Source organism: Comamonas denitrificans (genome assembly GCF_042654745.1).
GTDB classification, from domain to species: Bacteria; Pseudomonadota; Gammaproteobacteria; order Burkholderiales; family Burkholderiaceae_C; genus Comamonas; species Comamonas denitrificans.
In genome coordinates this window covers 42,564-68,257 of sequence record NZ_JBHSEY010000017.1, presented here as the reverse complement: position 1 = coordinate 68,257, position 25,694 = coordinate 42,564, and the positions used below count along the sequence as shown (strand labels likewise).

Below are 25,694 nucleotides of genomic sequence, written 5' to 3'. Positions count from 1 at the left end.
CCGCTTTTTTGTTTTAAGGAATATCCATGACCCTCCAACGTTTTCAAAAGTCCTTGCTGGCTGCGGCCCTTGCAGTCGCTGGCTTTACGGCCGCTCCTGCCCTGGTGGGGGCACAAACTGTCGCACCAGCAACTGCGACGGCGGCAGCGCAAACGGCCAAACCCCACGTGGTGGTGCTGGCCACTGGCGGGACGATTGCCGGTGCAGGTGCTTCGGCGGCCAACAGCGCCACCTACACGGCCGCCAAAGTGCCCGTGGACAAGCTGCTGGCCGGGTTGCCTGAGCTGGCCAATATTGCCAACGTCACGGGTGAACAGGTATTCCAGATTGCCTCCGAGAGCTTTACCAACGACAACCTGCTGACGCTGGCCAAGCGCGTTTCGGCCCTGGCCAAGCAGCCCGATGTGGATGGCATCGTTATCACCCACGGCACCGATACGCTGGCCGAAACCGCCTACTTTCTGAGCCTGACCGTGCACACCGACAAGCCGATTGCCGTGGTCGGCTCCATGCGCCCGGGCACGGCGCTGTCTGCCGATGGGGCGCTGAACCTGCTCAGCGCCGTCAGCGTGGCTGCCTCCAAGGATGCCAAGGGCAAAGGCGTGCTGATCACCATGAATGATCAGATTCAAAGCGCCCGCGATACGAACAAGGACGTAAACATCGAAACCCGCGCCTTCCAAAGCCAGTGGGGCTCGCTGGGCATGGTGGTGGAGGGGCGCAACTACTGGTTCCGTGCCCCGGTGAAGCGCCACACCACCGCTTCTGAATTCAATATCGACAACCTGAGCAGCCTGCCGCAGGTGGACATTGTTTACTCTCATGGCAATGTGCAGCCCACGGCCGTGCAGGCGCTGGTGGCCAGCGGGGCCAAGGCCATCATTCACGCTGGCACGGGCAATGGCTCGGTGGCCGACCGCATGGTCAAGCCTTTGCAGGAGGCCCAGGCCAAGGGCGTGGTAATCGTGCGCTCCTCGCGCGTGCCGTATGGCTTTGTGCTGCGCAATGCCGAGCAGCCCGATGACAAGTACGACTGGGTGGTGGCCCACGACATGCGCCCGGAAAAAGCCCGCATCCTGACCATGCTGGCCCTGGCCCAGGGGGCCGATACCAAGACGCTGCAGCGCATGTTCTGGGAGTATTGAACCCGCGTTGCACCTTGCACCCTTCGCTTCAAGAGCGCCCCTGCCTGGGGGCGCTTTTTTGTTTTCGCTACCATGCGCGGTTTGGTTTTTCTCTTGGGATGGTTTTGTTGTTATGTCTGGTCTGAATCGCGCCCAACTCCAAGCCGTGCACTTTATTGATGGCCCCAGCCTGGTGCTGGCGGGGGCGGGCTCGGGTAAAACGCGGGTGATTACGCACAAAATTGCCCACCTGATCGACACCGGCCTGGCCCCCCGGCGCATTGCCGCCATCACCTTTACCAACAAGGCCGCCGCCGAGATGCGCGAACGCGCCAGCGGGCTGATTGGCCGCAAAGCCAAAGAGGTGCTGGTCTGCACCTTTCACGCCCTGGGCGTGCGCATGGTGCGCGAAGATGGCCATGTGCTGGGGCTCAAGCCCAACTTCAGCATCCTGGATGCTGACGATGTGACCAGCATCCTGAAAGACTGCGCCGGTGGCACCACCGATGCGGCCACAGCGCGGCAGTGGCAGTGGGGCATCAGCGCGTGGAAGAACCAGGGCCTGAATGCCCGCCAGGCGCTGGCCCTGGCCAAGGACGACCACGAGCGCAGCCTGGCCATCATCATGCAGCGCTACGAAGAGCGCCTCACCGCCTACCAAAGCGTTGATTTTGACGACCTTATCGGCATGCCCATGCGGCTGTTGCACAACCACCCCGAGGTGCGCGAAAAATGGCAAAAGCTGCTGGGCCATGTGCTGGTGGATGAATACCAGGACACCAATGCCACGCAATACGCCCTGCTCAAGCTGCTGGTGGGCGAGGCCGCCCGCTTTACCGCCGTGGGTGACGATGACCAAAGCATTTACGGCTGGCGCGGGGCCACGCTGGACAACCTGAAACGCCTGCCGCAGGACTTCCCGCAGCTGCAAGTCATCAAGCTGGAGCAAAACTACCGCTCCACCAGCGCCATCCTGCGCGCGGCCAACCATGTGATTGGCCCCAACCCCAAGCTGTTTCCCAAAACCCTGTTCAGCGAACTGGGCGAGGGCGAACCCGTGCGCGTGCAAGCCTGCGACACCGAAGAGCACGAGGCCGAGCGCGCCGTGGCCCGCATCCTGGCCCTGAAAGCGGCCAGCAACCCGCCGCCGGCGTGGAAGGACTTTGCCATCCTCTACCGCGCCAACCACCAGGCCAAGCCGTTCGAGAAAGCGCTGCGCAAGGCGAGCATTCCGTACAAGGTTTCGGGCGGCACCAGTTTTTTCGACCGGGCCGAGATCAAAGATTTGTGCGCCTGGTTTCGCCTGTGGAGCAACAACGACGACGACCCGGCGTTTTTGCGTGCCATCACCACGCCGCGCCGGGGCATTGGCCACACCACCCTGGGCAAGCTGGGCGAATTTGCTGCGCTGCACAAACTGAGCATGTTCGGCAGCCTGTTCAATGCCATGCTGCCGGCCGTCTTGGGCAAAAAGGCGCTGGAAGGGCTGCTCGAATTTGGCCGCAACATGAACGACTTGGAATACCGCGCCCGCCACTGCCTGGGGCACGAGGCCAGCCGCACGTTTTTAATCGACTGGCTGACCGACATTGGCTACGAGCAGTACCTGTACGACAGCGAAGACAGCGAAGGCGTGGCCGCCGCCCGCTGGAGCAATGTGCTGGAGTTTTGCGACTGGATGGCCCAGCGCGCCGGGGGCCAGATCGAGGATGCGGCCGGCACCAGCACGCACACCGAAATCAAAAGCCTGCTGGAAGTGGCGCAGAACATTGCCCTGCTCTCGACCATCTCTGAGCGCGAAAGCGAGCAGGACCAGGTCGTGCTCTCCACCCTGCACGCCAGCAAGGGGCTGGAGTGGCCGCACGTGCAACTGGTGGGCGTGACCGAAGGCATGCTGCCCTTCAAGCTGGACGATGACGATGGCAAGCAGCAGCACGTCAGCGACGAAACCGCCGCCCGCCTGCAGGAAGAGCGTCGCCTGATGTACGTGGGCATCACCCGCGCCCAGCGCAGCTTGGTGGTGAGTTGGACCAAGCGCCGCAAAAAAGGCCGTGACACCGTGCCCTGCCAGCCCAGCCGCTTCATTGCCGAAATGCAGCTTGACCCGGCTGCCAACCAGAAGAGCGCTCGAGAAAGGCTTCGCCAACAACGAGATGAAATGGCAGCTGGCCTTTCCTAACTCACCTATGTTTATTGCCTGGATTTATGACTTTTTCCCGCTTTCTTCTGCCTGCCTTGGTCTGGGGGGCTGCCTGGCCCTCTGCCCAGGCCACTTCTGCGGCGGTCACCGCACCGCCGCCGCTGGCGCTGGACACCTGGCGCCAGTGCGCCGCCACCACCGACAACCAGGCCCGCCTGGCGTGCTTTGATGCCTGGGCGCAGCAGCAAGAGCCCCTCACGCCGCCCCCGGCCACCCAGTGGAGTCGCCTTCCCACCGAGGCGGTGGCCAGTGCCGCCATGCCTACCGATACCGCTGGCGCTGCCGATACCGCTGCCGCTGGTGGCCTGGCAATAGCCCCGGCGCTGCCACTGCCCGCCACGCCCACCAACGGGGGCTGCCGCGATGCACGGTACAGCGAAATCTCCCGCCACTTCGAGCTGGAACCCGGCTCGGACTGCGGCACCTTCAGCCTGCGCGGCTACCGGCCGTTGAGCGTTTCCGTGGTGCAAGGCAGCCGGGTCAATGGCCAGCCGTTTTCGCCCAGCCGGGGGGCGGCGCTGGCCCAGAACTACCAGCGCCATGAAATGCGCATCCAGGTCTCGGCCCGCACCAAAGTCGCCCAAGGGCTGCTCACCGGCCCGCGCTCCAGCGGCAAGGATTCGTTGTGGTTTGGCTACACCCAGCAGTCGTATTGGCAGTTGTTCCACGGGGGCATTTCGCGGCCATTTCGCTCGACCGACCATGAGCCGGAGGTGTTCTATGTGTATCCCACCGATGCCCCGCTGCCCTGGGGCGGGCGCTGGCGCTACAGCGGCGTGGGGCTGGTACACCAGTCCAACGGCGAGAGCAACCCCCTGTCGCGCAGCTGGAACCGTTGGTATGTGATGACCGGGGCCGAATGGCGCAGCGGCTGGCAACTGCACCTGAAAGCCTGGAAGCGCGTGGCCGAAAGCGCCGAGAACGACGACAACCCCGGCATCCAAGACTTTGTCGGCCGGGGCGAGGCCCGGTTGCTGTGGAACGTCAATGACCAGCACATCCTGGGCCTGACCGTGCGCGGCACGCCGGGCCGGGGCTGGGGATCGGGCCGCCTGGAATGGCTGCGCACCCTGGGCGAGGGCTGGAACGGTGGCAAGAGCAATCTGCGCCTGCACGTGCAGCTGTTCAGCGGCTACGGCGACAGCCTGCTGGACTACAACTACAAACGCACCGCCTTGAGTGTCGGCCTGAGCTTGCTGGACTTTTAAATAGTTGAAATTATAAAAATGATAGCTTGTTGCGCTTAATGCGTCATTGTTTTGTAATTATTCGAATTGAAAATGTCTTTTTAAAAGCGCAATCAGCTATTAAATAAATAGTCCATGGCACTGTGGCGTGTACCTGCAATGGGGCAAGCAAGCCCAGATCGTGCCGGTAGATTAGGTTTTATTGCGCCCAGGTTTGGCCTAAGATGCAGCCCCAAGGTTTTCCCATGAAATTGCAATATCAGCTCAAAGCCGGCAGCTACTACCTGTATGACATGCGTGATACACCCAGCGCAGTCACAGGCGAGCGCCGCTTTAAGCTGAAAACGGACTTGCTGGCCATCGCCTTTGATGCCTACACCGGCGAGCTGCACCAGCACGGCACCCCCGCGCGCATTCAATCTTGGGCCGCAACCAAGCGCCGCCGTCTGCGGGCTGCTGGCCTGTGGCAAGAGGCGGCCGACATCATCGTGATCAGCGGCCCGTTTCCGGTCGATGAAATCAACAAGTGCCTGTGGATCAAAGGCTATTGCCGCCGCTTGCTGCAGCGCCTGTCCTCGCTGCCCCACGGCAAACTGCAGGCCTGGAGCAAAAACTACGGCAAGCGCCGCGCAGCGGCCTAAGAACGTGTTCACGATCTCCTCATGGGTGTGCGGGCGCGGCTTCGGGCGGTCTGCGTCGTTGCAAATCCTCGCAATAGCCAAGCTATTGCTGTGGTTTGCGCCTCGCAACCCATCCCGAACCGCATCCCCCACACCTTCATTCGAGATCATGAACACGTTCTAAACCAACCGCTCAAAATAAACAGCGCCAACGAAACAGCGCCGCCGCATCATCCGGTCGGATTGCACAGACTGTGCAGCACCCCAATGCGCAGGGCACCCTGGGCGGGCACCATGGCCTGCAGCTGCAGGGTGTGAAAAAGGGCCAGCAGCACACTTAACCCCCCGGCAACCACCGGTGCCTTGTCGGCCCGCAAACCTGGCAGGGCCAGCTGCCCGATATGGCCGCAGCGCAGCAGTTGCGCACGCAGCCAGTACACCTCTGCGCGGGTGATGGGGCTGGCACCGTGGCCGTGGGCGGCCAGCACATCGCTGACGGCTGTGGCGGTGCCCGCCGAGGCATAGGCGCAATCCCAGCTGCCCAGGGGGAACAGCGTGGCCGCCTGCGCCAACACGGTGCTGGCCGCCGCCTCTGCCTGGGCGAAAGCCGCTTCGGACAACACGCCATCGCCAAAAAACCGCCCCGTCCACAGCACGCTGCCCAGCGGGTAGGAGGCCAGCTGCTGGGCTTGCAGCCCTTGGCCCAGGGTGATTTCTGTCGAGCGCCCGCCCAGATCGACGATCAAGCGCCGATCGGTGGACGGCGGCAGCTGGCTGGCCACGCCCCGGTAAATGAGCGCCGCCTCTTGCTCGCCGCTGATGATGTCGATGGGCAGCCCCCCCAGCAGGCGGCTGCCTTCGCGCACAAAGTCGGCGCTGTTGCGCGCCTCGCGCAGGGTTTGCGTGGCCACGGCACGGGCGTGTTGAACCTGGTGCTGGTGCAGCAGCTGGCCAAATTCGGCCAGGCAGGCCCAGCCCGCTTGCATGGCCGCGGCACTCAAACAGCCGTTTTCCAGACACGCCCCCTGGCGCAGCGTGCGTTTAATGTAGTGTTGGCGAACAAATTCGCTGCCCCGGAAAAAGCCAATCTCCAGACGGAAACTGTTCGATCCAAGGTCAATGGCGGCGATGGTCGGGGGGTGCTCCATGGCAAATCCTGGCAGGCGGGTAAGCGCGTGGTTTTACCAGTTTTATGCCCATAATTTTTATGCCTTGGCAAAAAACAGGATCGACATGACCAGCCCGGTCAGCACAATGCCCCAGCGCAGCACGGGCGCGGGCAGCTTGCGGGCGATGCGGGCCCCGCCATAGCCCCCGGCGGTGGCGGCCACCATCATCAGCAAGGCCTGGGGCCACAGCACGATGCCCCCGGCCGCGTACACCGCCACCGCAATGGCGGTGAGCAGGGTGGAGACCAAATTTTTCATGCCATTCATGGCGTTCAGATTGGTTTGCCCCAGCAGGCTGAACAAAGCCAGGCACAAGATGCCCAAGCCCCCGTTGAAGTAGCCCCCATAAAAAGCCACGGCGAACATGCCGATGGCGGCCTTTACCGTGGACGCAGCCCCGTGCTTTTGCCCTGCCGCCCAGGCGCGGATTTGTGGGCCAAAAGCAAACAAGGCGGTTGCGCCCAGCAGCAGCCAGGGGACAACTTTTTTGAACGTAGCGTCCGAGGTGACCAGCAGCAGCGCCGCCCCGGCCGCGCCGCCAATCAAAGACAGGGCGATTGAGCGCCCCATGGTCAGCCCAGGCGGTGCCGCCATGTCTTCACGAAACCCCCAGGTGCTGGCCGCATAACCGGGCAGCAAGGCCACGGTGCCGGTGGCATTGGCCGTGACCGCCGGTACGCCGGTAAACACCAGGGCGGGCAGGGTCAAAAAACTGCCACCGCCGGCCACGGCATTCAAAGCGCCTGCCAAAAATGCCGCTACCAGCAGCAGTGCCACATGGTCGATTGGCCCAAACATCTCCATCGCTATCCCCTTGCTGCAAACGAACGAAAGCGCGATCTTAGGGGGATTGCGGGGGCTGCCACCCCAAGCCAAGGGGGCCAGGCAGGTTAAGCAGTTTTTACCGTGAGTTTCTCCCACGCGTCGATGGCTTCGGCGCAGTACATCAGGGCCGGGCCACCACCCATATAAACGCACAGGCCGAGCATCTCATCGAGTTCGGCGCGGGTCGCTCCCAATTTGTGTAGTGCCTGCACGTGAAAGCCAATACAGCCCGAGCACTTTTGCGTTACGCCAATGGCCAGGGCGATGAGCTCTTTGGTCTTGGCATCAATGGCCCCATCGGCCAGGGCCGCTTGTGAAAGTTGGGCGAAGCCCTGCATCACCGGGGCTTGTGATTGGCGAAAGCTTTTTAGGGCTTTGTTGATGTTTTGGGTCAGGGCAGCGTGGTCAAAGGTGCTCATATAGCCTCCAGTTGGAAAAATTAATAGCAATTGTTTATGTTTTTGTATAATATATATTTTCTTCAATTGTTGTTTGATCAACAAACTTGTAACTCACCCAAAGGAGTGCTTTCATGAAAATCAATGTCGGCGGTATCGACCGCATCTTGCGTATTTTGGTGGGCGTGGTGCTGGTTGTCCTGGCTGCGACAGGCCTGGTGGGCTGGTGGGGGTGGCTGGGCGTGCTGCCATTGGCCACGGGCTTGTTCCGGTTTTGCCCCGCGTACCCGCTGCTGGGCATCAATACCTGTCCGCTTAAGCGCGATTGAGCGCTTATTTTTTGATCACAATGCAAATGCCTTGCGTTTGCCGTCTATTTGGCTTGTGCTTTAAGGTACGTACTTTTACTTTGCTTGCCTTTTGCCATGATGCCTACGATTGATGCCCCAGCCCCTTCTGCCGCCATTGATTTGGAGGTGATGCGCGAGCACGCTACGCAGGTGGTGACAACGCTCAAGCTGCTGGGCAACGCCGATCGCTTGCTCTTGCTGTGCCAATTGGCCCAACAAGAGCGCACCGTGGGCGATTTGGAACAGCTCACCGGGGTGACCCAGCCCACCTTGTCGCAGCAGCTGGGCATCTTGCGGCGCGAGGGCGTGGTGAGCACGCGCCGCGATGGCAAGTTCATTTGGTACCAGCTGAATGATCCGCGCATTTTGCAGCTCATCCAAACCATGTACCGCCTCTATTGCCCGGCCTGAGCCCAGCCGCTGGCCCCGTCTTTGGCTTGGCCCTTAATCCTTGGCGTAAGGGTCGGCGTAGCCCAGTTCTTGCAGGATGGCGGTTTCGTAGTCTTCCATCTCTTGCGCATCTTCCTCGCTGGTTTCGTGGTCCCAGCCTTGGGCGTGCAAGGTGCCGTGTACCAGCAGGTGGGCGTAGTGCTCTTCCAGGGTTTTGCCTTGCTCCAGCGCTTCGCGTTCGACCACGGGGGCGCACAGCACCAGGTCGGCCACCACGGTGGGCTCTTGCTGGTAGTCAAAGGTCAGCACATTGGTGGCGTAGTCTTTGTGGCGGTATTGGTGGTTGAGTTGTTGGCCTTCGCTGTGGCCGACGATGCGCACGGTGATTTCCGCATCCAGCGCCAGGGCGTGGCGAATCCAGCGGGTGACGTGGCTGCGCGTGAGCACGGCGCGGTGGCGGGCCAGCGGGTCAGGGTCACCGTCAAAGAGGTTGCGGCCAAATTGCAGCGATAAGCGCAGTTGGTTCAGGGCCATGGTGGGGTTTCCTTTTAAACAATAGCTGTTACCGCTGATTTTGATGGGTATTTTGGTGCTTTATGCATTCAAAACTTTATTAAATAAGCGCAAATAGCTATGTATTTTGCATCACTGCCAGCAGCAAACCCAGGAAGAGCAAGGCCGCCAGCACGGCCAGACTGATTTTCACCCAGCTGTACGGGCGCTCGCCAGCAATGGCACCGGTGTAGCCGTTGGCGACGATCTGGAAGGTTTTTGTGCCGTAGGTGTAGCTGACCAGCCACACCGGCACCAGCACATGCTTGAAGCTGCGCCCCTGGTACTGGCGCTGCATGGACAGGTTGCGCCAGGTGTCGCCCGGAATCTGCCGGATGCACAGGCTGCGCAGGGTGTGGTCCATGTCTTCTTCGTTGATTTTGGCGGCTTGGCCCAGGTTGATTTGGTAGCGCTCCACCGTCCAGCCGCGCACAAATTCGGGGCTGTAGGGTTGTAAATCGGTGGTGGTGGGAAAGGGCTCGATCTGGCGCAGCAGGGCGCGGTGTACGCCCGCCGTGCCGGGCACCAGGGCATCGTCAAAAAAGTGCTGCAGCTGGCCCGCCGCTGGCTCCCAGCGCGTGTGCTGCACTTGGCGGGTTTGCATGTTGCCGTTGTTGTCGCGGTAGGTCTCGGTGGTGTAGTAGTAATAACCGGCCTGGGCCTGCCACTGGGCGCTGGCGTGGGCATCAAACGTCCAGTACGGCAGGTAGATGCCGTGCAGGGTATCGGTCAGCGCAGCGGTTTTGAGTTTGTTCGGGGCAAACCAGCGGCTGCCGTACCACTGGCGGATGCGGTCGCGGATTTGCCCGTCGCTGATTTTGAACGGCAAGATGCTTTGCGGCGTAATCGCCTCGCCGCCGCCGGTATGCGCCACGATGGCGGGCGAGCCGCAAAAATCGCAGCGCTGCGCCGTGCGCTGGGCATCAAACACCGAAATGGCGCGGCAGTTTTGGCATTCGACCTCGTAGCGCTCTTGCCCCCAGCCGCGCCCGCTGGCCGGATTGCGCAGGGCTTGGAGCAGGTCTTGCTCGGCAATGGCGCTGGGGTCGTCAGCGTGGGCGCTGGGTGACCAGGGGGCGGTGGTGCCGCAATAGGGGCAGCGCAGGGTTTGCGCCTGGGGGTGCCACTCCAGATTGCCGCCGCATTCCGGGCAGGGGTGTTTGCCCACGGTGGCGGGGGCGGCGGGTTCAAAGGAGGCAGCAGCGGTCATAGTCAATGGGCAAGAGAGGCGTATTGTGCCGCCGCTGCCCGTGGCGGGGCAGGGTTTCCCGGCACAATTGCGGATTACGCTTTTGAATTGCCTTTTTTATTACCCAGGAGATTGTCCCCATGCAAAAACGCACCCTTCTTGCCTCGGTCGCTTTGGCCGCTTTGTTGGCCGCTTGCGGTAAAACCGAACCTGCGGCCAGCACAGCCCCGGCCGCGGCGCCCGCCCCGGCTGCGGTGGTGAAACTGGTGGTAGGACTGGACGATAACTTCCCGCCCATGGGTTTTCGCGATGAGAAAAACGAGCTGGTCGGCTTTGACATCGACATGGCCCGTGAGGCCGCCAAGCGCGCGGGCCTGGAAGTGGAGTTCAAGCCCATCGACTGGAGCGCCAAAGAGGCCGAACTGTCGGGCAAGCGCGTCGATGCCCTGTGGAATGGCCTGACCATCACCGAAGAGCGCAAGCAAAACATCGCCTTTACCGCGCCCTACATGGAAAACCACCAAATCATCGTGGTGCCGGCCAATTCTGAAATCAAAACCAAGGCCGATCTGGCGGGCAAAGTGGTCGGTGCCCAAGAAGGCTCCAGCGCGGTGGATGCCATCAAGAAAGAAGAAGCTGTTTTCAATTCGTTCAAAGAGCTCAAAACCTTTGGCGACAACGTGGCGGCCCTGATGGACCTGACCACCGGCCGCTTGGAGGCCGTGGTGGTCGATGAAGTGGTCGGCCGCTACTACGTGGCCAAAAAGCCCGAGCTGTACGCCGTGCTGGACGAGAACTTTGGCACCGAAGAGTACGGTGTGGGCCTGCGCAAGGAAGATACTGAGCTGCTGGCCAAAATCGACGGGGCCATGAATGCCATGAAGCAAGATGGCACGGCCGCCAAAATTGCCCAGCAGTGGTTTGGCAAAGACATCATCAAGTAAGGCACGCCCCAGGGTTTTCCCAGCCGCGTTGTAGAATCTGCGGCTACGCCCCTGCAGCCGGCAAGGCTTGGCCTTGTCGGCTTTTTCTTTGCCCGCGCCGATCATTTTGGGGCGAGCCAAGACCTTTATGGAATATGTAATTTCTTTGCTGGGCCCCATGTGGAGTGGGGCGCAGGTCACGCTCAAGCTGTTTGTGATCACCATGGCGCTGTCCATCCCGCTGGGGTTGGTGCTGGCCTTGGTGCGCATCTCGCGCCTGCGCAGTTTGAGCGCTGCGGTAGGGGCCTACATCTGGCTGATGCGTGGCACGCCGCTGATGCTGCAGCTGCTGTTTATCTACTTTGCCCTGCCGTTTGTGCCGGTGATTGGCGTGCGCTTGCCCGATTTTCCGTCGGCCGTGGTGGCGTTCGCGCTCAATTACGCGGCGTACTTTGCCGAGATTTTCCGCGCCGGCATCCAGTCGATTGACCGGGGGCAGTATGAGGGGGCCAAGGTGCTGGGCCTGACCTATGGGCAGACCATGCGCCGCATCATCCTGCCGCAAATGTGGACGCGCATTTTGCCGCCCGTGAGCAACGAGACGATCACCCTGGTCAAAGACACCAGCTTGATTTATGTGCTGGCCTTGAACGACCTGCTGCGCGTGGCCCGTGGCATGGTGCAGCGCGACTTTACCTTCACGCCCTTCATTGTGGCGGGCTGTTTCTACCTGGGGATGACCTTGATTCTGACCTGGGTCTTCCAATACTTGGAGCGCCGCCATGCCCGCTTTGACGCTTGACACCCCACACGCCGCCCCCGAAGTCATGATCAGCGCCCAGCAGATTCACAAAAGCTTTGGCGCGACCAATGTGCTGCGCGGCATCTCGCTGCAACTGCAGCGCGGCGAGGTGGTGGCCATCATTGGCCCCTCTGGCTCGGGCAAAAGCACCTTTCTGCGTTGTTTGAACCATCTGGAAACAATTGATAGCGGCACCATCACGGTCGAAGGCGATGTGCTGGTACAAAACGATGCCAATGGCCGTGCAGCGTACGCAAGCGACTCTCAAATTCGGAGCATTGGCCGCAAAATGGGCATGGTGTTCCAGTCGTTCAACCTGTTTCCGCATTTGACCGTGCTGGAAAACATCATCGAAGCGCCCATGCTGGTGAAGAAAATGGCCCGCGCCGCCATCGTGCCCCAGGCTGAGCAGCTGCTGCAAAAAGTGGGCCTGCTGGACAAGCGCGATGCCTACCCCAACCGCCTCTCGGGCGGGCAAAAACAGCGCGTGGCCATTGCCCGGGCGCTGGCCATGGGGCCGGATATTTTGCTGTTTGACGAGCCGACCTCGGCCCTGGACCCCGAGCTGACCGGCGAAGTGCTGCGCACCATGCGCGAACTGGCGCAGGAGCACATGACCATGCTGGTGGTCACTCACGAAATGGGCTTTGCCCGCGATGTGGCCAACCGGGTGATCTTCATGGACAAGGGCGAAATTGTCGAAGAAGCCCCGGCGAAAGAATTTTTTAGCGCCCCCCAGCAGGAACGCACCAAAGCCTTTTTGTGCAACACCTTGTAGAGAAGGGTGAACACAGGATGTCCGACGCATTGAATTTGGTTGAGCTGCACAACGTGACCTTTGGCTATGGCGAGCGGGTGGTGCTGCGCGACCTGTCGCTGACCGTGCCCAGGGGCAAGGTGACGGCGCTGATGGGTGCTTCGGGCGGTGGCAAAACCACCGTGCTGCGCCTGATTGGCGGGCAAAACCGGGCGCAGCAGGGCCAGGTGCTGTTCGATGGGCAGGACGTGGGCCAGATGGACACGGCCGCGCTGTACACCATGCGCCGGCGCATGGGCATGCTGTTTCAGTTTGGGGCGCTGTTTACCGACATGGATGTGTTCGACAACGTGGCGTTTCCCTTGCGCGAGCACACCGATTTGCCCGAGGCATTGATCCGCGACATCGTGCTGATGAAGCTGCACGCCGTTGGCTTGCGTGGGGCCCGCGCGCTGCAGCCCAGCGAAGTCTCGGGCGGCATGGCCCGGCGCGTGGCCTTGGCACGGGCCATTGCCCTGGACCCGGAGCTCATCATGTACGACGAGCCGTTTGCCGGGCTGGACCCGATTTCTTTGGGCACGGCGGCCCGCTTGATTCGCACCCTGAACGATGCCCTGGGGCTGACCAGCATCGTGGTGTCGCACGACCTGGAAGAAACCTTTCGCGTGGCCGACCAGGTGATTATTTTGGGCGCGGGCGGTGTCGCCGCCCAGGGCACGCCAGCCGAGGTGATGGCCAACCCCGATCCGCTGGTGCAGCAATTTGTCCATGCCCAGCCCATCGGGCCGGTACCGTTTCATTACCCCGCGCCCAGTTTGGCGCAGGATTTTGGGGGGCAGCCATGAACTTCTTGGCACGGCTGGGCCGCAGCACCCGGGCGCAACTGGCCGCCCTGGGGCAGGCCACGCGTTTGTTGGGGCAATTGCTGGGGCTGCTGCCCGCCACCTTGGCGCGGTTTCGGCTGGTGGGCGAGCAAATCCATTTTTTAGGCAACTACTCGTTGGCCATCATTGGAGTCTCGGGGCTGTTTGTGGGGTTTGTGCTGGGTTTGCAGGGCTACTACACCTTGCAGCGCTATGGCTCGGCCGAGGCACTGGGCTTGCTGGTGGCGCTGTCGCTGCTGCGCGAGCTGGGGCCGGTGGTCACGGCCTTGCTGTTTGCCGGTCGCGCTGGTACGGCCTTGACCGCTGAAATTGGCTTGATGAAAGCCGGTGAACAGCTGGCTGCGATGGAAATGATGGCCGTCAGCCCCGTGCGCCGCATTCTGGCCCCGCGCTTTTGGGCCGGGGTCATCACCATGCCGCTGCTGGCCGCCGTGTTTAGCGCTGTGGGCGTGATTGGCGGCTGGGTTGTGGGCGTGCTGTTGATTGGCGTGGATGGCGGCGCGTTCTGGGGGCAGATGCAAGGCGGCGTGGATTGGTGGTACGACCTGGCCAATGGGGTGCTCAAAAGCCTGGTGTTTGGCTTTGCCGTCAGTTTTATTGCGCTGTACCAGGGCTACACCGCCAAGCCCACGCCCGAGGGCGTGTCCCGCGCGACGACGCGCACCGTGGTGGTGGCCTCGCTGGCAGTGTTGGGGCTGGACTTTTTGCTCACCGCGTCCATGTTCAGTATTTAAAGAAAATAGCTCAAGAGGTATCCATGCCAAGTTCAAAAAATGATGTTTGGGTCGGCTTGTTTGTGTTGATCGGCGGCTTGGCCCTGGCCTTTTTGGCACTGCAGTCGGCCAATTTGCTGAGTTTGAGCTTTCAGCCCACCTACCAGGTGACGGCCCGCTTTGACAACATTGGTGGCTTAAAGCCTAAGGCCGCCGTCAAAAGCGCCGGGGTGGTGGTGGGCCGGGTCGAGGGCATCACCTTTGACGACCAAACCTTCCAGGCCACGGTGCATTTGTCCATGGAAAAGCGCTATGCCTTTCCGAAAGACAGCTCATTAAAAATCCTAACCAGCGGATTATTGGGCGACCAGTATGTGGGGATTGAGGCCGGGGCCGATGAGCACAACCTGGCCCAGGGTGATCGCATTGTGGCCACGCAGTCGGCGGTAGTGTTGGAAAATCTGATTGGCCAATTTCTTTATGGCAAGGCGCAAGAAGGCGGCACAACCGAATAGGCCCAAGCGTTCAGTACCAAGGTGACTTTTATGTTGAAAAAAATAATTTCGTTTGTCCGGCTGAAAACGGCCCCTGCCTGCGTGATCGGGGCCTGCGTGGTCTTGGCCGGTTGTGCGGCGGTGCCTGAGGGCCAGGCCCGCCATCCGCAAGACCCGTGGGAGGGCTACAACCGCTCGATGATGGCGTTCAACGACACGGTTGATGACGCAGTGTTCAAACCCGTGGCGACGGCCTATAAAACCGTCACACCCCAGCCGATGCGCACGGGAGTGACCAATTTTTTCAGCAACGTCGGTGACCTGTGGTCAATGGTGAATTACGTGCTGCAAGGCCGGGGCGAGCAGGCCTACAACCACATGGTGCGCTTTACCACCAACACCGTGTTTGGCCTGGGTGGGGTGTTGGACATTGCCACCGAGGCACAAATTGCCCGTGAAAAGCAAGACTTTGGCTTGACCCTGGCGCACTGGGGGATGAAGCCTGGGCCCTACCTGGTGCTGCCTTTCTTTGGCCCATCGACTGTGCGCGATACCGTGGCCTTGCCCGTGGATTGGCGCGGCTATGTCCTGGATGACATCTACCCCGTCTCTGTGCGCAACAGCTTGGCCGCGCTGCGCTGGACCGACAAGCGGGCCAATGTGCTCGATGCCTCGGACACGCTGGATGCCGTTGCCCTGGACCGTTACAGCTTGGTGCGTGATTTTTACCTGCAGCGGCGCGACCCCCGGGCGCAGGATGAAAACGCTGGCCAAGTGGAAGACTTTGACAATTAAGCAAGAAGAAAATATTTATGCAACGAAGGACTCTGATCACCCTGCTGGCTTCTTTGACCGGGGGCGCAGTTTTGCCCACATGGGCCCAAACGGGGAGCAAGGATGAAGCGCCCGATGCGCTGATCAAGCGCTTATCCACCGATTTGCTGGAGCTGGTTAAAAAAGACCCAGCGCTGAAAAAAGGCGACCTGGCCCGCATCTCTGAGGTGGTCGATCGCGAAGTCATCCCCTACGTGAACTTTCGCAAAATGACCTCGGCGGCGGTTGGCCCGCAATGGCGCCAAGCCAGTGAAGCCCAGCGCGAGCAGCTGCAGCAGGCCTTCAAGGGCATGCTGATTCGCACCTATGCCGGGGCGCTGGCCCAGGTGAGCGACCAAAAAGTGGTGGTCAAGCCGCTGCGGGCCGCGCCGGGCGATACCGATGTGCTGGTGCGCACCGAAGTGCGCGGCAAGGGCGAGCCCGTGGCGCTGGACTTTCGGCTGGAGAAAAAGCCTGGCGAGGGCTGGAAAATCTACAACCTCAACGTATTGGGCATCTGGATGGTGGAGACCTACCGCACCCAGTTCGCGCAAGAGTTGAACCAGGGCGGGATTGACGGCTTGATTCAGGCCCTGTCGTCCCGCAGCTTTGATGCCACCGCTGCCGCCAAACCCTAAGCCCGCGCAGGCGTACACGGCCCCCATGACCACGGTGGATTTACCCCCCCAGTTGGATGCCAGCGTTGCCAAGGCGCAGCTGGCCGCACTGTGCCGCGCCTTGGATGCCTTGCCCAGGGGCAGTGTGTGCCGCTTGAACGCGGCCGGGGTGCAGCGCTTTGACTCCGCCGGTTTGGCGCTGCTGCTGGCCTGCCGCCGCCATGCCCAGGCCCATGGAAAAACCTTGCACGTGGTGCAGTGGCCGGCCAAGCTGCAGTCCTTGGCCCAGGTGTATGGGGTGTTGGAGTGGCTCAGCACCCCCCAAGACAAGTCCGTCGCTCACGCCGCTGCCAGCGCGGTTTGACATTCCCCCTTGCGGCCATTGCTGCGCTGCAGCATCTGCAAACAGGGGCCGCCGTAGAATTGCGCCCTCTATGACCGCTGTTTCTTTTCAATCCATCTCCAAGACCTACACCACCCCTCGGGGCGATTTCCATGCGCTGCAAGATGTCAGCCTGGACATTGAAGTGGGTGAATTTTTTGGCCTGCTCGGCCCCAATGGGGCCGGTAAAACCACGCTGATCAGCATCTTGGCGGGCCTTGCGCGTGCCAGCAGTGGCCGCGTCTCGGTGCTGGGGCACGATGTGCACAGCGACTTTGCCGCCGCCCGCCAGCGCCTGGGCATCGTGCCGCAGGAGCTGGTGTTTGACCCGTTTTTCAATGTGCGCGAAACCTTGCAGCTGCAATCGGGCTACTTTGGCCTGAAGCACAACAACGCCTGGATCGACGAGCTGCTAGAAAGCCTGGGCCTGGCCGATAAGGCCACGGCCAATATGCGCCAGCTCTCGGGCGGCATGAAGCGGCGCGTGATGGTGGCCCAAGCCTTGGTCCACAAGCCGCCGGTGATCGTGCTGGACGAGCCCACCGCCGGGGTCGATGTGGAGCTGCGCCAAACGCTGTGGCAGTTTGTCGCCCAGCTCAACAAGCAGGGCCACACCGTGCTGCTGACCACGCACTACCTGGAAGAGGCCGAGGCGCTGTGCAGTCGCGTGGCCATGCTCAAGCGCGGCAAGATCGTCACCCTCTCGCGCATGGACGACCTGCTCAAATCGGCCTCCAGCACCGTGTTGCAGTTCAAAACCGATGATGCTTTGCCAGAAGCGATCGCTGCCCGCGCCCGTGTGACGGGGCGTATCGTGCAAATTCCGGCCCACGATGCGGCCGATGTCGAGCAGCTGCTGGCCACCCTGCGCCAAGGCGGCGTGCACCCGCAAGAGGTGGAAATCCGCCGTGCGGACCTGGAAGATGTCTTCCTCCACGTCATGCAGCAACAGCAGCAACAACAAGTGCCAGGAGTTCGCCCATGACCCCGCCCGTGAATACCGCCTCGCTGTCGGCCAGCGCCGGCTGGCGCACCTTGCTGCACAAAGAAGTGCAGCGGTTTTGGAAAGTCGCGTTCCAAACCATTGCCGCGCCGGTGCTCACCGCCGTGCTCTACCTGCTGGTGTTTGGCCACGTGCTCGAAGGGCGCGTGCTGGTGTACGACCGCCTGAGCTACACCGCCTTTCTCATCCCCGGCTTGGTGATGATGAGCATGTTGCAAAACGCCTTTGCCAACAGCGCCTCCAGCCTGGTGCAAAGCAAAATCATGGGCTCGCTGGTGTTTTTGCTGCTCACCCCGCTATCGCACTGGGCCTGGTTTGGCGCTTACGTGGGGGCGGCCATCTTGCGCGGGCTGCTGGTGGGCTGCGGGGTGTTTATCGTCACCTTGTTTTACGCCACGCCTGAATTTGCCGCGCCGCTGTGGATTGGGGTGTTCGCCCTGCTGGGCTGCGCCATGATGGGCACGCTGGGCCTGATTGCCGGGCTGTGGGCCGATAAGTTTGACCAAATGGCCACCTTTCAAAACTTTTTGATCATGCCCATGACGTTCTTGTCCGGCGTGTTCTATTCCATCCATTCGCTGCCTGCGTTTTGGCAGCAGGTGAGCCACTTCAACCCGTTTTTCTACATGATTGACGGTTTTCGCTACGGCTTTTTCGGCCAAAGCGATGTCTCGCCGTGGCTCAGCTTGGCCATTGCCGGGAGCGCGTGGCTGCTGGTCAGCGCGTTGGCCTTGCAGTTATTGCGCACGGGATACAAAATTCGTAGCTAGAGTCGCTTATTTATAAACATTTATTAGAGGTTTTACATGAATTCTGAAGATATCCAAGCGCTAATTGCTGCAAACTTGCAGTGCGAACATGTTGAAGTCGAGGGCGATGGCCGCCATTGGTTTGCCGTGATTGTCTCCAGCACCTTCGAGGGGCAAAACCGCGTGCAGCGCCAGCGGGCCATCAACGCCATCGTGAATGACAAAATCGCCTCGGGCGAACTGCACGCCTTGTCGATGAAAACCCTCACCCCGGCCGAGTGGGCCCAGCAGCAGGCCTAAGAACGCTGAAATCCATAAACTAATAGCTGCTATCGCTTATTGGGTAAGGGTTAGCAGTCTTTTTATCTCTTAAAAATGGACAAACTCCTCATCCGTGGTGGGCAAAGCCTGCAGGGCGAAGTCTTGATCTCTGGCGCCAAAAACGCCGCCTTGCCGCAAATGTGTGCCACCTTGCTCACCGCGCAGCCGGTGCACCTGGTGAACGTGCCGCGCTTGCACGACGTGGCCACCATGCGCCGCCTGCTCGACCACATGGGCGTGGCCACCGAAACCCACGGCGAGCGCGGCGGCATGAGCTTTACCGCCCCCGATACGCTGAACCCCGAAGCGCCGTATGAGCTGGTGAAAACCATGCGCGCCTCGGTGCTGGTGCTGGGGCCGCTGCTGGCCCGCTTTGGCCGCGCCAAGGTGTCGCTGCCCGGCGGCTGCGCCATTGGCTCGCGCCCGGTCGATCAGCACATCAAAGGCCTGCAGGCCATGGGTGCGGAAATCACCGTCGATCACGGCTACATGCTGGCCAGCTTGCCGCTGGGGCACAAGCGCCTGCGCGGGGCGCACATCAGCACCGACATGGTGACGGTGACCGGCACCGAAAATTTCCTCATGGCCGCCTGCTTGGCCGAGGGGCGCACGGTGCTGGAAAACGCCGCCATGGAGCCCGAAATCACCGATCTGGCCGAAATGCTCATCCGCATGGGCGCAAAAATCACTGGCCACGGCACCAGCCGCATCGTCATCGACGGGGTGGAGCAACTGCACGGCTGCGAGCACCAGGTGGTGGCCGACCGCATTGAAGCGGGCACCTTTTTGTGCGCCGTGGCCGCCACGGGGGGCGAGGCCTTTTTGCGCAATGCCCGCGCCGACCACTTGGGGGCCGTGATCGACAAGCTGCAAGAGGCCGGGGCCCAGGTGCTGGCCGAGGAGGGCGGCGTGCGCATTCGCAGCGAAGGGCCCCTGAAGGCGCAAAGCTTTCGCACCACCGAATACCCCGGCTTTCCCACCGACATGCAGGCGCAGTTCATGGCGCTCAATTTGGTGGCCGAAGGCCCCAGCACGGTGACGGAAACGATTTTTGAAAACCGCTTCATGCACGTCAATGAAATGCGCCGCCTGGGGGCGCAAATCAGCACCGACGGGCGCGTGGCCAGCGTCACTGGCGGGCAGCGCCTGACGGGGGCCACCGTCATGGCCACCGACCTGCGGGCCTCGGCCAGCTTGGTGATTGCCGCCTTGGTGGCCAAGGGCGAAACCATCGTCGAGCGCATCTACCACCTTGACCGGGGCTACGACCGCATGGAAGACAAGCTGCGCGCCCTGGGGGCAGACATCAAGCGCCTTGCCTGATGCCCTTTTGCCCTGTGCCCTGTGCATTTCCCTTCACCCGCTAATCAGATTGCTGCCCCTATGAGCATCACCATCGCCCTGTCCAAGGGCCGCATTTACGAAGAAACCCTGCCGCTGCTGGCCGCCGCCGGCATCACCGTGGCCGAAGACCCGGAAAAATCGCGCAAGCTGATTTTTCCCACCAACCAGCCCGATGTGCGCGTGGTGCTGGTGCGCGCCTCGGACGTGCCGGTGTACGTGCAATACGGCGGGGCGGACTTGGGGGTGTCGGGCCTGGATTCGCTCATCGAACACGGTGGCCAAGGCCTGTACCAGCCGCTGGACTTGCAGATCGCCCAATGCCGCGTCAGCGTGGCGGTGCGTGCCGACTTTGATTACGAAGCAGCGGTGCAGCAAGGTGGCCGGCTGAAAATCGCCACCAAATACACCACCATCGCGCGCGAGTTCTTCGCCCAAAAAGGCGTACACGTCGATATGGTCAAGCTCTACGGCAGCATGGAGCTGGCCCCGCTGACCGGCATGGCGGATGCCATCGTCGATCTGGTCTCGACGGGTAGCACCTTAAAGGCCAACAACTTGGTCGAAGTCGAGCGCATCATGGACATCAGTTCGCGCCTGGTCGTCAATCAGGCCGCGCTCAAACTCAAACAGCAACGCCTGCGCCCCATCATTGATGCCTTTGTCGGGGCCATTGGCAAAGACTAATCCCGCGCAGCATCCATCCCGCCAGGAAGAATCATGAATTTAGTAGCTACTCCCGCCCACCTATCAACGGTTTCAAGTACTTTTGAGCAAGATTTTTCGCAGCGTCTGCACTGGTCGATGGAGCAAGACGCGGCCATTGAAGAGCGCGTGGCCGCCATCCTGGCCGATGTGCAGCAACGCGGCGATGCCGCCGTGCTGGAGTACACCGCCCGCTTTGATGGCCTGAATGCGCCCGATTTGGCGGCGCTGGAGCTGACCCAGGCCGAACTCCAAGCCGCCTTTGACAGCCTGCCGGATGTGCAAAAAAACGCCCTCACCGAAGCGGCCGCCCGCGTGCGCAGCTACCACGAAGCGCAAAAGCAAGCCACCGGCCAAAGCTGGAGCTACCGCGATGCGGACGGCACCCTGCTGGGCCAAAAAGTCACCCCGCTGGACCGCGTGGGCATCTACGTGCCCGGCGGCAAAGCCGCCTACCCCAGCAGCGTGCTCATGAACGCCATCCCCGCCCAGGTGGCCGGAGTGGCAGAAATCATCATGGTCGTGCCCACCCCCAAAGGCGAAAAAAACCCACTGGTGCTGGCCGCTGCCTACATCGCTGGCGTGACACGCGGCTTCACCATTGGCGGAGCCCAGGCCGTGGCCGCGCTGGCCTACGGCACCGCCACCGTGCCCAAAGTGGACAAAATCACCGGCCCGGGCAACGCTTACGTGGCCAGCGCCAAAAAGCGCGTGTTTGGGCATGTGGGCATCGACATGATTGCCGGCCCGTCTGAAATTTTGGTGCTGGCCGACGGCACCACCCCCGCTGAATGGGTGGCCATGGATTTGTTCAGCCAGGCCGAGCACGACGAGCTGGCCCAATCCATCCTGCTGTGCCCCGATGCCGACTACATCGCCGCCGTGCAGCGCGCAATCGACCGCCTGCTGCCCGAAATGCCCCGCGCGGCCATCATCGCCAAATCGCTCAGCGACCGTGGGGCCTTGATCCACACGCGCAGCATGGAAGAGGCCTGCGCCATCTCTAACCGCATCGCCCCCGAGCACCTGGAGGTCAGCAGCCGCGACCCGCACCGCTGGGAGCCGCTCTTAAAACACGCCGGGGCCATCTTTTTGGGGGCCTACACCAGCGAGAGCCTGGGCGACTACTGCGCCGGCCCCAACCACGTCCTGCCCACCAGCGGCACGGCGCGTTTCAGCTCCCCGCTGGGCGTGTACGACTTCCAAAAACGCAGCAGCCTGATCGAAGTGAGCGAGCAAGGGGCCCAAACCCTGGGCCGCATCGCCAGTGTGCTGGCCCACGGCGAGGGCCTGCAAGGGCACGCGCGGGCGGCAGAAATGCGCTTGAAGGGCTAAGAACGTGTTCAAAGTCTCCTCACGGGTGTGCAGTCGCGGCCTCGGGCGGTCTGCGGCGTTGCAAATCCTCGCCATAGCTAGCGCTATGTCTGTGGTTTGCGCCTTGCAGCCCATCCCGATCCGCATCCCGCACCCCTTCGCGCGCAGATCGTGAACACGTTCTAAGCGCAGGCGCGTTGGCCGCACCCGCCCCGCGCACGCCATGGCCGTGCGCGATGGTGGTCGTTCTTGGCGGCGCTGCTTTTTGCAGGACTCAAAAGGATATAATTTGCAGTTCAATTGAGTGGTGTGGCCGTTTTGCGGCCCGCGAATTTTGCGCGATTGTCTTGCAACGTGTTGATGTTTCGCGACATTCGCTGCGCGCTCCCGCGCACCATATAAAGACTTTGTTGATGCCGGTGCAGGCCACAGCCTGCAGCCGGCATGGTTTTATTCCTCCCAGATTTAGGAACCACCATGGCCGTAACTGTTGAAACCCTGGAAAAGCTGGAACGCAAAATCACGCTGAGCGTGCCGTTGCAGAGCATCCAAGCTGAAGTCGATGCCCGTCTGAAAAAAGTGGCCCGCACTGTGAAGATGGACGGTTTCCGTCCTGGCAAAGTGCCCATGAACGTGGTCGCCCAGCGCTACGGCTACTCGGTGCAATACGAAGTGCTGAACGACAAAGTCAGCGAAGCCTTTGCCCAGGCCGTCCAAGAGGCTGGCCTGCGCGTGGCCGGTCAGCCGCGCATTGCCGAAAAAGAAGGCGCTGCAACCGAAGGCCAGGCCGAGTTTGAAGCAATTTTTGAAGTGTTCCCCGAAGTCAAGCTGGGCGATTTGGCCGCTGCCGAGGTGGAAAAGCTGACCGCCGAAGTGGACGATGCTGCGATTGACAAGACGCTGGACATCCTGCGCAAGCAACGCCGCACATTTGCCCAACGCGCCGCAGACGAAGCCGCTGTCGATGGCGACCGCGTCACGGTTGATTTTGAAGGCAAGATTGACGGCGAACCCTTTGCCGGTGGCAAAGCCGATGACTTCCAATTCCTGGTGGGCGAAGGCCAGATGCTCAAGGAGTTTGAAGATGCCGTGCGCGGCATGAAAGTGGGCGAGTCCAAGACCTTCCCCTTGGCCTTCCCTGAGGATTACCACGGCAAAGACGTGGCCGGCAAAACCGCTGACTTTTTGGTGACGGTCAAAAAAATCGAAGCCGCCAACCTGCCCGAAGTGGACGAAGCCTTGGTCAAGTCCTTGGGCATTGAGGCCGGTACCGTCGAAGCTTTGCGTGCCGATATCCGCAAAAATCTGGAGCGCGAAGTGAAATTCCGCCTGCAAAGCCGCAACAAGCAAGCCGTGATGGATGCCCTGGTGTCGGTGGCGGAGCTGGACCTGCCCAACGCCGTGGTGCAGTCCGAAGTGCAGCGTCTGCTCGAAGGTGCGCGTGCCGACCTGAAACAGCGCGGCATCAAGGATGCAGAAACTGCAGAAATCCCCCACGACATTTTCTTGCCCCAGGCCGAGCGCCGGGTGCGTTTGGGCTTGGTGGTCGCTGAGCTGGTGAAAGCCAACAATCTGGAAGCCACCCCCGAGCAGCTCAAAACCCACGTGGATGAACTGGCCGCCTCGTACGAAAAGCCCGAAGAAGTGGTGCGTTGGTATTTTGGCAACCGCCAGCGTTTGGCCGATGTCGAGGCCATCGTCATCGAAAACAACGTGACCGAGTTTGTGCTGGGCAAAGCCAAAGTGGCCGACAAGCAAGTCTCTTTTGAGGAACTGATGGGCCAAGCCTAAAGCGTGGTCTTGGCTTTGCACCAAGCGGTTTCCGTCTAAATTTGGGGGCTTGTGCTTTGCGGCACAGCCCCCATTTCATTTATTAGCAAAAAATTTGGAGTAGCTATGAACGCATTGGATACGCAGGGTTTGGGCATGATTCCCATGGTGATCGAACAGTCGGGCCGTGGTGAGCGCTCCTACGATATTTATTCGCGTTTGCTCAAAGAGCGGGTCATTTTTCTGGTGGGCCCGGTCAATGACCAAACTGCCAACTTGGTGGTGGCCCAGCTGCTGTTCCTGGAAAGCGAAAATCCTGAAAAAGATATTTCCTTCTACATCAATAGCCCCGGCGGCTCGGTGAGCGCCGGGATGGCCATTTTTGACACCATGAATTTCATCAAGCCCGATGTCTCCACGCTGTGCTGCGGCATGGCTGCTAGCATGGGGGCCTTTTTGCTGGCGGCGGGTGCCAAAGGCAAGCGCTTTGCCTTGCCCAATTCGCAGGTGATGATTCACCAGCCTCTGGGCGGTACCCAAGGCCAGGCGACCGAGATTGAAATCCACGCCCGCGAAATTTTGAAAACCCGCGAGCGTTTGAATACGATCTTGGCCGAGCGCACCGGCCAGTCGCTGGAAAAAATCCAGCACGATACCGAGCGCGATTACTTCCTTTCGGCCCTGGAGGCCAAGGAGTACGGCCTGGTGGATCAGGTGCTTGACAAGCGTCCGTAAATACTGATAGGCACAACTGCGGCGTTGTCCCTAAGGGGAAGCGCCGCTTTTTCTATTGCTATCATTCTTCCCTTTTGAGTTTTAAGGCATCGAAGACCTATGGCCGAGAAAAAAGGCTCCTCTAATGAGAAAAATTTGTATTGCTCCTTTTGCGGCAAGAGCCAGCATGAGGTGAAAAAGTTGGTCTCTGGCCCATCGGTTTTCATTTGTGATGAATGCATTGCGCAGTGCAACGACATCATCCATGAGCAAGCCCCCTTGCTGGGCGGGCATGATGGCGAGAAGGCCGGGCTGCCAACACCGGCACAGATTAAAGACAATCTGGACAACTACGTGATTGGCCAGGAACAAGCCAAGCGCACTTTGGCGGTGGCGGTGTACAACCACTACAAACGCCTCAATCACCAACAAGCGGCGGACAAAGACGAGGTCGAGCTGGCCAAAAGCAATATCTTGCTGATTGGCCCGACCGGCTCGGGCAAGACGCTGCTGGCGCAAACCTTGGCACGCCAGCTCGATGTGCCCTTTGTGATGGCCGATGCCACCACCCTGACCGAAGCCGGTTATGTGGGCGAGGATGTCGAGAACATCATCAGCAAGCTGCTGCAAAGTTGTGAATACAACATTGAGCGGGCCCAGCGCGGGATTATTTACATCGACGAGATCGACAAAATCTCGCGCAAATCGGACAACCCCAGCATCACGCGCGACGTCTCTGGCGAGGGTGTGCAGCAGGCCTTGCTCAAGCTGATTGAGGGCACGATGGCCAGCATTCCGCCCCAAGGTGGGCGCAAGCACCCCAACCAAGATTTTTTGCAGGTGGACACCACGAATATTTTGTTTATTTGTGGCGGCGCTTTCCAGGGCTTGGAAAAAGTCATCGAAGGGCGTACCGAGGCCTCGGGGATTGGCTTTGGCGCGGCCGTGCGCAGCAAGCAAAACCGCTCGCTCTCCGAGGCCTTCCAAGAAATTGAGCCGGAAGACCTGATCAAATTTGGCTTGATTCCTGAGCTGGTCGGGCGTTTGCCCGTGGTCACGGCCTTGGCGGAACTGGAAGAGTCGGCCTTGGTGAAAATTTTGACCGAGCCGAAAAATGCCCTGATCAAGCAATACAGCAAGCTGTTAGCGATGGAGGGCGTTGAATTAGAGGTGCGTCCCGCCGCCCTTATGGCCATCGCTAAAAAGGCGCTAGCTCGCAAAACAGGAGCACGGGGGCTGCGCTCGATTCTGGAGCAGTCCTTGCTCAGCGTCATGTTTGATTTGCCCACCATGGACAACGTGGCCAAGGTGGTGGTGGAAGAAGCCACCATTACCGAGGGCAAAGCACCGCTGTTGGTCTACCACGAGGTGGCCAAGCAGGCTTAATA

29 protein-coding genes are annotated in these 25,694 nt (G+C 60.9%); 24 read left to right on the top strand and 5 right to left on the bottom strand.

Annotation, left to right across the window (positions count from 1 at the left end; all coding sequences use genetic code 11):
- The first annotated feature begins 26 nt into the window (after window positions 1–26).
- The 4 genes from ACFO24_RS05405 (at window position 27) to ACFO24_RS05390 (ending at window position 5,152) form a co-directional block, all read left to right on the top strand.
- Window positions 27–1,145 carry an asparaginase gene (locus tag ACFO24_RS05405; protein ID WP_377737279.1) on the top strand — a complete coding sequence of 373 codons (1,119 nt, stop codon included), beginning with the start codon at window positions 27–29 and terminating at the stop codon, window positions 1,143–1,145.
- A gap of 112 nt (window positions 1,146–1,257) precedes the next feature.
- Entirely contained in the window at window positions 1,258–3,303 is a 2,046-nt protein-coding gene (locus ACFO24_RS05400) for an ATP-dependent helicase (protein WP_377737278.1), read from the top strand.
- A 26-nt stretch (window positions 3,304–3,329) separates the two neighbouring features.
- Complete coding sequence (locus ACFO24_RS05395; protein WP_377737276.1) at window positions 3,330–4,532, top strand: phospholipase A; 1,203 nt, start codon at window positions 3,330–3,332, stop codon at window positions 4,530–4,532.
- Between the two features lie 224 nt (window positions 4,533–4,756).
- Window positions 4,757–5,152, top strand: coding sequence for a hypothetical protein (locus ACFO24_RS05390; protein ID WP_207576288.1), 396 nt, complete (start codon window positions 4,757–4,759; stop codon window positions 5,150–5,152).
- Window positions 5,153–5,361: 209 nt separating this feature from the next.
- Here ACFO24_RS05390 and ACFO24_RS05385 read toward each other — a convergent pair whose 3' ends face one another.
- The 3 genes from ACFO24_RS05385 to ACFO24_RS05375 form a co-directional block, all read right to left on the bottom strand.
- The gene (locus tag ACFO24_RS05385; protein WP_377737274.1) at window positions 5,362–6,279 is read right to left on the bottom strand and encodes a Ppx/GppA phosphatase family protein; all 918 of its coding nucleotides are present in this window, start codon (window positions 6,277–6,279) and stop codon (window positions 5,362–5,364) included.
- 57 nt (window positions 6,280–6,336) lie between these two features.
- Complete coding sequence (locus tag ACFO24_RS05380; protein ID WP_377737272.1) at window positions 6,337–7,098, bottom strand: sulfite exporter TauE/SafE family protein; 762 nt, start codon at window positions 7,096–7,098, stop codon at window positions 6,337–6,339.
- Between the two features lie 92 nt (window positions 7,099–7,190).
- Window positions 7,191–7,544 carry a carboxymuconolactone decarboxylase family protein gene (locus ACFO24_RS05375; RefSeq protein WP_377737271.1) on the bottom strand — a complete coding sequence of 118 codons (354 nt, stop codon included), beginning with the start codon at window positions 7,542–7,544 and terminating at the stop codon, window positions 7,191–7,193.
- A gap of 113 nt (window positions 7,545–7,657) precedes the next feature.
- Between ACFO24_RS05375 and ACFO24_RS05370 the strand changes: the two genes are divergently transcribed.
- Together ACFO24_RS05370 and ACFO24_RS05365 are read left to right on the top strand one after the other, a co-directional pair.
- The gene (locus ACFO24_RS05370) at window positions 7,658–7,852 is read left to right on the top strand and encodes a YgaP family membrane protein (RefSeq protein ID WP_377737269.1); all 195 of its coding nucleotides are present in this window, start codon (window positions 7,658–7,660) and stop codon (window positions 7,850–7,852) included.
- 99 nt (window positions 7,853–7,951) lie between these two features.
- Complete coding sequence (locus ACFO24_RS05365; RefSeq protein WP_377737320.1) at window positions 7,952–8,284, top strand: ArsR/SmtB family transcription factor; 333 nt, start codon at window positions 7,952–7,954, stop codon at window positions 8,282–8,284.
- Between the two features lie 33 nt (window positions 8,285–8,317).
- On the opposite strand, the gene ybeY is transcribed toward ACFO24_RS05365, so the two are convergent.
- Window positions 8,318–8,797: an rRNA maturation RNase YbeY gene (ybeY, locus tag ACFO24_RS05360; RefSeq protein ID WP_377737267.1), complete on the bottom strand. Its 480-nt coding sequence runs from the start codon at window positions 8,795–8,797 to the stop codon at window positions 8,318–8,320.
- 97 nt (window positions 8,798–8,894) lie between these two features.
- Window positions 8,895–10,025 (bottom strand): TFIIB-type zinc ribbon-containing protein, encoded by a 1,131-nt coding sequence (locus ACFO24_RS05355; RefSeq protein WP_377737266.1) that lies wholly within the window; start codon window positions 10,023–10,025, stop codon window positions 8,895–8,897.
- A 119-nt stretch (window positions 10,026–10,144) separates the two neighbouring features.
- On the opposite strand from ACFO24_RS05355, the gene ACFO24_RS05350 reads away from it, so the two are divergent.
- The 18 genes from ACFO24_RS05350 to clpX all read left to right on the top strand — a co-directional run bounded on the left by ACFO24_RS05350 (window position 10,145) and on the right by clpX (window position 25,692).
- Window positions 10,145–10,948 (top strand): amino acid ABC transporter substrate-binding protein, encoded by an 804-nt coding sequence (locus ACFO24_RS05350; protein ID WP_377737265.1) that lies wholly within the window; start codon window positions 10,145–10,147, stop codon window positions 10,946–10,948.
- Between the two features lie 127 nt (window positions 10,949–11,075).
- The gene (locus ACFO24_RS05345) at window positions 11,076–11,729 is read left to right on the top strand and encodes an amino acid ABC transporter permease (RefSeq protein WP_207575169.1); all 654 of its coding nucleotides are present in this window, start codon (window positions 11,076–11,078) and stop codon (window positions 11,727–11,729) included.
- Between the two features lie 25 nt (window positions 11,730–11,754).
- Window positions 11,755–12,507 carry an amino acid ABC transporter ATP-binding protein gene (locus tag ACFO24_RS05340; protein ID WP_377737319.1) on the top strand — a complete coding sequence of 251 codons (753 nt, stop codon included), beginning with the start codon at window positions 11,755–11,757 and terminating at the stop codon, window positions 12,505–12,507.
- A gap of 17 nt (window positions 12,508–12,524) precedes the next feature.
- On the top strand, window positions 12,525–13,331 hold the full coding sequence (locus ACFO24_RS05335) for an ABC transporter ATP-binding protein (protein ID WP_207575168.1): 807 nt from the start codon (window positions 12,525–12,527) through the stop codon (window positions 13,329–13,331).
- Entirely contained in the window at window positions 13,328–14,104 is a 777-nt protein-coding gene (gene mlaE, locus ACFO24_RS05330; protein WP_377737263.1) for a lipid asymmetry maintenance ABC transporter permease subunit MlaE, read from the top strand. The genes ACFO24_RS05335 and mlaE overlap by 4 nt, the downstream gene beginning before the upstream one ends.
- A 23-nt stretch (window positions 14,105–14,127) precedes the next feature.
- A complete protein-coding gene (mlaD, locus tag ACFO24_RS05325; protein WP_377737262.1) occupies window positions 14,128–14,598 on the top strand; it encodes an outer membrane lipid asymmetry maintenance protein MlaD in 471 nt (156 codons plus the stop codon).
- A gap of 30 nt (window positions 14,599–14,628) precedes the next feature.
- Window positions 14,629–15,372: an MlaA family lipoprotein gene (locus ACFO24_RS05320; RefSeq protein WP_377737261.1), complete on the top strand. Its 744-nt coding sequence runs from the start codon at window positions 14,629–14,631 to the stop codon at window positions 15,370–15,372.
- Window positions 15,373–15,389: 17 nt separating this feature from the next.
- Window positions 15,390–16,028 carry an MlaC/ttg2D family ABC transporter substrate-binding protein gene (locus tag ACFO24_RS05315; RefSeq protein WP_377737260.1) on the top strand — a complete coding sequence of 213 codons (639 nt, stop codon included), beginning with the start codon at window positions 15,390–15,392 and terminating at the stop codon, window positions 16,026–16,028.
- 25 nt (window positions 16,029–16,053) lie between these two features.
- Window positions 16,054–16,371, top strand: a complete 318-nt coding sequence (locus tag ACFO24_RS05310; RefSeq protein ID WP_207575163.1) for an STAS domain-containing protein — start codon at window positions 16,054–16,056, stop codon at window positions 16,369–16,371.
- A 70-nt stretch (window positions 16,372–16,441) separates the two neighbouring features.
- Entirely contained in the window at window positions 16,442–17,374 is a 933-nt protein-coding gene (locus ACFO24_RS05305) for an ABC transporter ATP-binding protein (RefSeq protein WP_377737259.1), read from the top strand.
- Window positions 17,371–18,162 (top strand): ABC transporter permease, encoded by a 792-nt coding sequence (locus ACFO24_RS05300; RefSeq protein ID WP_207575161.1) that lies wholly within the window; start codon window positions 17,371–17,373, stop codon window positions 18,160–18,162. The genes ACFO24_RS05305 and ACFO24_RS05300 overlap by 4 nt, the downstream gene beginning before the upstream one ends.
- Window positions 18,163–18,198: 36 nt before the next feature.
- Window positions 18,199–18,441 (top strand): BolA family protein, encoded by a 243-nt coding sequence (locus ACFO24_RS05295; RefSeq protein ID WP_377737258.1) that lies wholly within the window; start codon window positions 18,199–18,201, stop codon window positions 18,439–18,441.
- Window positions 18,442–18,516: 75 nt separating this feature from the next.
- On the top strand, window positions 18,517–19,785 hold the full coding sequence (murA, locus tag ACFO24_RS05290; RefSeq protein ID WP_377737257.1) for a UDP-N-acetylglucosamine 1-carboxyvinyltransferase: 1,269 nt from the start codon (window positions 18,517–18,519) through the stop codon (window positions 19,783–19,785).
- A 60-nt stretch (window positions 19,786–19,845) separates the two neighbouring features.
- Window positions 19,846–20,490: an ATP phosphoribosyltransferase gene (gene hisG, locus ACFO24_RS05285; protein WP_377737255.1), complete on the top strand. Its 645-nt coding sequence runs from the start codon at window positions 19,846–19,848 to the stop codon at window positions 20,488–20,490.
- A gap of 33 nt (window positions 20,491–20,523) precedes the next feature.
- The gene (gene hisD, locus ACFO24_RS05280) at window positions 20,524–21,843 is read left to right on the top strand and encodes a histidinol dehydrogenase (protein WP_377737254.1); all 1,320 of its coding nucleotides are present in this window, start codon (window positions 20,524–20,526) and stop codon (window positions 21,841–21,843) included.
- A 456-nt stretch (window positions 21,844–22,299) separates the two neighbouring features.
- On the top strand, window positions 22,300–23,613 hold the full coding sequence (tig, locus tag ACFO24_RS05275; RefSeq protein ID WP_377737253.1) for a trigger factor: 1,314 nt from the start codon (window positions 22,300–22,302) through the stop codon (window positions 23,611–23,613).
- 105 nt (window positions 23,614–23,718) lie between these two features.
- Window positions 23,719–24,327: an ATP-dependent Clp endopeptidase proteolytic subunit ClpP gene (gene clpP, locus ACFO24_RS05270; protein WP_278253509.1), complete on the top strand. Its 609-nt coding sequence runs from the start codon at window positions 23,719–23,721 to the stop codon at window positions 24,325–24,327.
- A 99-nt stretch (window positions 24,328–24,426) separates the two neighbouring features.
- On the top strand, window positions 24,427–25,692 hold the full coding sequence (clpX, locus tag ACFO24_RS05265; RefSeq protein ID WP_207575155.1) for an ATP-dependent Clp protease ATP-binding subunit ClpX: 1,266 nt from the start codon (window positions 24,427–24,429) through the stop codon (window positions 25,690–25,692).
- Window positions 25,693–25,694: the final 2 nt, after the last annotated feature.